Origin of the sequence: Nostoc sp. CHAB 5715, from assembly GCF_020829685.1 — a bacterium.
Lineage (GTDB): Bacteria > Cyanobacteriota > Cyanobacteriia > Cyanobacteriales > Nostocaceae > Nostoc.
Genome location: NZ_JAIVFR010000520.1, coordinates 1 through 5,323, shown reverse-complemented (window position 1 = coordinate 5,323; position 5,323 = coordinate 1). Strand labels below are relative to the sequence as shown.

The 5,323-nt window shown below is 41.1% G+C and carries 4 protein-coding genes; 2 read left to right on the top strand and 2 right to left on the bottom strand.

Annotation, left to right across the window (positions count from 1 at the left end):
* Positions 1-42 precede the first annotated feature (42 nt).
* Positions 43-291: a hypothetical protein gene (locus LC574_RS24930; protein ID WP_229456231.1), complete on the bottom strand. Its 249-nt coding sequence runs from the start codon at positions 289-291 to the stop codon at positions 43-45.
* 254 nt (positions 292-545) lie between these two features.
* Between LC574_RS24930 and LC574_RS24925 the strand changes: the two genes are divergently transcribed.
* Together LC574_RS24925 and pcrA are read left to right on the top strand one after the other, a co-directional pair.
* The gene (locus LC574_RS24925) at positions 546-1,760 is read left to right on the top strand and encodes a transposase (protein WP_229456230.1); all 1,215 of its coding nucleotides are present in this window, start codon (positions 546-548) and stop codon (positions 1,758-1,760) included.
* A gap of 204 nt (positions 1,761-1,964) precedes the next feature.
* The gene (gene pcrA, locus LC574_RS24920; RefSeq protein WP_229456229.1) at positions 1,965-4,289 is read left to right on the top strand and encodes a DNA helicase PcrA; all 2,325 of its coding nucleotides are present in this window, start codon (positions 1,965-1,967) and stop codon (positions 4,287-4,289) included.
* Positions 4,290-4,337: 48 nt separating this feature from the next.
* Here the strand turns inward: pcrA and LC574_RS24915 are convergent, their stop codons facing one another.
* Positions 4,338-4,631, bottom strand: a complete 294-nt coding sequence (locus tag LC574_RS24915) for an antibiotic biosynthesis monooxygenase (protein WP_229456228.1) — start codon at positions 4,629-4,631, stop codon at positions 4,338-4,340.
* Between the last annotated feature and the right edge of the window lie 692 nt (positions 4,632-5,323).

Below are 5,323 nucleotides of genomic sequence, written 5' to 3'. Positions count from 1 at the left end.
ACACTTTTTAAAACTCGCAAACTGTTTAGGACTTACGCAAAATTATGAAAAAACGAACCGCAAAGACGCAAAGGACACGAAGTAATAAGAGTTTGAGAGAGTTTTTGCGTAAGTCCTACTGTTGATGAAAGCAACTGTCTGAATACGGCTGACTGGTGTACATAGAGCATCTGCAACCTCCAATAGTACAAACTCTGTTGTCACTAAAGGCAATGCATCGACTGACAATGCCAACGCATCGGCTGACAATGCCAATGCATCGACTGACAATGCCAATGCATCCCCTTGCATTAAAAACGCTACGATTTTACGCAAAGCTATACTAAGTGCAGAAGTCTATCCATTACAAGTGTTAGAGCAGAAAGCCCACTTCTTCTAGGGGTGGGACGGGCAGTTTCCTCAAGTCGGGAAACCCGCCCACGGAACTGCCCTTATGAATGCGTTCGCGTAGCGTCTCGAAGAGAAGCGGCAAAAGAGGCAGTCTTAAAAAAGGTATTGAGGGTTTATAAGAACACTGATATCCTAATTTCAGGAGGTAATGACCAGTGTTTTCTTTGACCTACGAGTTCCGACTACAACCAACCAAGCAACAGGTTGAGACTTTTCAGGATTGGCTAGAGATCAATCGCAAAGTCTACAATTATGCACTTGCAGAACGCAAGGATTGGTATAAGTCACGCTCATGTCAGGTTAACGCTTGTTCATTGCGTTCTGAGTACATAATCCCAGCAGATACACCACGTCCCACTTTTGTTAGTCAATGCAAATCATTAACAGCAGCAAAAGAACAATATCCAGAGTTGAAGCGTGTTCAGTCTCAAGTGTTGCAACAGACATTAAAGAGGTTGGAGACTGGTTTTGTGTCAATGTGGGAGCGCAATTTTGGATTTCCTCGGTTTAAAAAAGTAGGGCAGCTACGCTCTTTTGTTTTTCCTCAGCTAGGGAAAGAACCCTTAAAGCCTGGATACATTAAACTCCCCGTAATTGGTTGGGTAAAGTTTCGGCAATCACGGGATATTCCCACAGATGCAACAGTTAAACAAGTAAGAATTGTTAAACGTGCATCTGGTTGGTACACAATGTTAACTTTGCAGTGGAATGTATCTGTACCACAAACAATGCCTTATGGAGAAGCATTAGGTGTAGATGTGGGATTAATGAGTTTTATTGCTACTTCTAGTGGTCTTTGTGTTCAACGACCAAAGTTTTTTGTAGACCTCCAAGGCCAGCTTAAATTGCTGCAACAACGAGTCAGTCGCAAAAAGCTAGGTTCAAGTAACTGGCGCAAAGCTCAACGAAAGGTAGCTAGACTCCATGAACGTATTGCTAATATCAGGAAAGACTTTCATTGGAAAGTAGCGCACCAACTTTGTGACCAAGCTAAAACAATCTTTGTTGAATACTTGAATCTTGTCGGTTTGTCAAGAGGAATGCTGGGTAAGCACTGTTTAGACGCTGGTTGGGGTCAATTCTTCCAGATTCTAGAGCAGTGTTGCTTTAAGCGTGGTGTTTATTTCCAAAAAGTAGATAGTAAAAAGACAAGTCAGATTTGCCCAAATTGTAATACTGAAACAGGTAAAAAAGAGTTATCAGAGCGTGTTCATGTGTGCGAAAATTGCGGCTACACCACCGACAGAGATGTTGCAGCCGCTCAAGTCGTCCTCCAAAGAGGGTGTGCAGCCGTCGGGCAGACGGTCAAGATGCTTGCTGAGGGTAAATTCATTGGAATCCCGAAGATGCAAGAATCCCACGGCTTTTAATCAAAACGAGCTTTCGCGATGTTTTGATAGCCGTGGGAGTGTCAAATAAATCATGATAGAGTACCATTCTGGTTAGGAATATTGCCGCACAATCTTTGTTGACCAAGTTTCGTTAGGATATTGTAACCTGGGCAATAGCAACTCTCTATTGATGTGACGCCAGGCGTAGGCGTAGCCCGTCGGAGACATCGCTTTTTCACATCCATGACAACAACCATCGACTTTCTCAGTCACCTTAACCCTAGCCAACGTCAAGCTGTCGAACATTACTGCGGCCCGTTGCTAGTTGTTGCTGGCGCAGGTTCCGGTAAAACACGAGCGCTGACTTATCGCATTGCGAATTTAATTCTGAAACACCGTGTTGATCCAGAGAATATTTTGGCGGTTACTTTTACCAACAAAGCCGCACGGGAAATGAAAGACCGGATTCAACGGCTGTTTGCGGAACAACTGGCGATGAAACAACACGGTCAGCGTTTTGATTTGTTGACAGAATATCAACAAACGTTACTGCGATCGCAAGTTTACAAAGATACTATCAAAGACTTATGGTGTGGCACTTTCCACAGTCTATTTTCTCGCATTCTCCGTTTTGATATTGAAAAATATGTAGATGAAAAAGGACGGCGTTGGAATCGCAATTTTTCTATCTTTGATGAATCAGATGTGATGAGTCTGATTAAAGAAATCGTCAATAAACAGTTGAATTTAGACGAGAAAAAATTTGACGCTCGCTCTGTTCGCTACGCTATTAGTAATGCTAAAAACCAAGGTTTATCGCCCCAAGAATTTGAGCAAGAACAACCCAATTATCGCGGACGGGTAATTGCCCAAGTCTACAGTCTATATCAAGATAAGTTAGCAGAAAATAACGCTCTTGACTTTGACGATCTAATTCTCGTACCTACTAGATTATTTCAACAAAACGAGCAAGTTTTGGGTTATTGGCATCGCAAGTTCCGCCATATTCTTGTAGATGAATATCAGGATACTAACCGCACTCAGTATCAACTTATTCATTTATTGGTGACTAACGGCGAAACCAGAAAGAGCGAATGGGAATGGCAAAATCGCTCAGTTTTTGTTGTCGGCGATGCCGATCAATCAATTTACAGCTTTCGGATGGCAGATTTCACCATCTTGCTAGGATTTCAGGAAGACTTTGGTGATGGTTTAGTTGATGATGACACCAGGACGATGGTTAAGCTGGAAGAGAACTATCGTTCTTGTGAAAACATTCTGCAAGCGGCTAATGAACTGATTGAAAATAACACCCAACGGATTGATAAAATCCTCAAACCGACGCGGGGGCCGGGTGAGCAAATTACTTGTCACAAAGCCGATGAGGAACTGGCAGAAGCGGCATTTGTGATTCATCAAATTAGCACTTTAAAAAACCAAAATCCAGAGTTGAACTGGGGTAGTTTTGCCATACTTTATCGGACAAATGCCCAATCTCGCCCCTTTGAAGAATTGCTGGTGAAATATCAAATTCCTTACACAGTTGTGGGGGGAATGAGATTTTACGATCGCAAAGAAATTAAAGATGTCATCGCATATTTAAGAGCGATCGCTAACCCAGCTGATACAGTCAGTTTATTACGAGTTATCAATACTCCCCGCCGGGGAATTGGGAAAACCACTATCGACGCTTTGGTAAATGCTTCTCAGCAATTAGGGACAACTCTGTGGGAAATACTCAGCGACGAAACATCAGTTAATACATTAGCTGGACGGGCAACAAAAGCTGTAAATAGCTTTGCCGCAATGATTAGCCGTTGGCAAGGACAAATCGGTACGCTTCCCGTGACTGAGGTTTTGCAAGGAATATTAGAAGATTCTGGTTACGTTCAAGACTTGATGAGTCAAGGCACAGATGAAGCTACAGATCGGGTACAAAACGTTCAGGAACTTTACAACGCTGCACTGCAATTTCAAGAAGAAAACGAAGAGGTTTCCCTGCGAGACTTTCTGAGTAGCGCCGCCCTCAGTTCCGATTTGGATAATTTAAAAGAAGGACAGACAGCCGTTTCTTTGATGACTTTGCACGCTTCCAAAGGTTTGGAATTTCCCGTAGTATTTTTGGTGGGATTAGAACAAGGGCTATTTCCCGGCTACCGTTCGCTGAGTGATCCGGCATCTTTGGAAGAGGAACGCCGCTTGTGTTATGTGGGGATTACTCGCGCCCAAGAAAGGTTGTATTTATCACACGCGCGGGAACGCCGTTTGTATGGTTCTCGTGAACCTGCGGTGCGATCGCAATTTCTCGACGAATTACCAGAAGAATTATTAACTACTCAACGCCTGAGTCGTCAAAGTTATACCAAAAGTACTTCTAATTCTAGTGTTAAGCAAGATACAACGCAGAATTGGCAAGTAGGCGATCGAGTATTACATAAAACCTTTGGTGTTGGTGAAATAACTCATGTTTTTGGAACGGGTAATAAGATGTCTGTGGCAATTAAATTTGCTAGCTTGGGACAAAAAATTGTTGACCCAAGAGTAGCGCAGTTGCAACGAGTAGAGTGATACAATCGCAGAACCCCGACTTATTTGATAAGTCGGGATTCTTGTTTTTTATATTTCAATTTCTTCAAAATGTTCAACCGTGGGAAATGGTTCATAAAAATGATGCAGAAGTTTTTTCCACTCTTGATACTCAGCAGAACTTCTAAATCCTACAGTATGAGATTCTAAAGTTTCCCATCTGACAAGTAATAAATATTTACCTTGGACTTCTATACATCTATGCAATTCATGTGATAAATATCCGTCCATTGAGGAAATAAAATTAGAAGCTTTTTTGAAAGCAGCTTCAAAATCTGATTCTAGACCAGGTTTAACATGAAGCATAACTGCCTCAAGAATCATAAAGTTTTGCGGTGATAATTAAGCTAATGTTAACGCGATGTGCAACTTACAGCAGTTTTCATGTATTTAAACCACATCTGTCGTAGGGCTTTAGCAATGCGCTTTACCCCTACGAAAATTACCATTTTGGTTACTCAAGTCGTTATTTTCGTTACAAACATTGCAATTTTCGTTACAAAATTACCATTTTGGTTACTCAAGTCGTTATTTTCGTTACAAACATTGCAATTTTCGTTACAAAATTACCATTTTGGTACTCAAGTCGTTATTTTCGTTACAAACATTGCAATTTTCGTTACAAAATTACCATTTTGGTACTCAAGTCGTTATTTTCGTTACAAACATTATAATTTTCGTTACAAAATTACCATTTTGGTTACTTACAGCAGTTTTCATGTATTTGAACCACATCTGTCGTAAGGGCACAGCAATGTTCATACGTGTCAACTTAAGCTATAGATAGCTTAACTGTTGCCTTCCTCACCCGCCTAGAACTAAAGTTCTTTGGCTTTTAGCTAAAGTCTACTAAAGTAGACTAAAGATTTTTGGCTATCGCTCTTTCATTACTCTCAGAAAACAATAATCGAAGCGGGAAACTGAAACTATTACTCAATCAAGGTTTGAAGCTTTATTTTCTAATAGAAATTCAAAAATGTTGCTAAAACCTGAAAATCGAAGTCTCATAAGCCTTG

Excerpts from the sequence above, each read along its gene's own strand:
- LC574_RS24930 (WP_229456231.1), bottom strand. The coding sequence starts at position 291 with ATGCAAGGGGATGCATTGGCATTGTCAGTCGATGCATTGGCATTGTCA.
- pcrA (WP_229456229.1), top strand. The coding sequence starts at position 1,965 with ATGACAACAACCATCGACTTTCTCAGTCACCTTAACCCTAGCCAACGT.
- LC574_RS24915 (WP_229456228.1), bottom strand. The coding sequence starts at position 4,631 with ATGATTCTTGAGGCAGTTATGCTTCATGTTAAACCTGGTCTAGAATCA.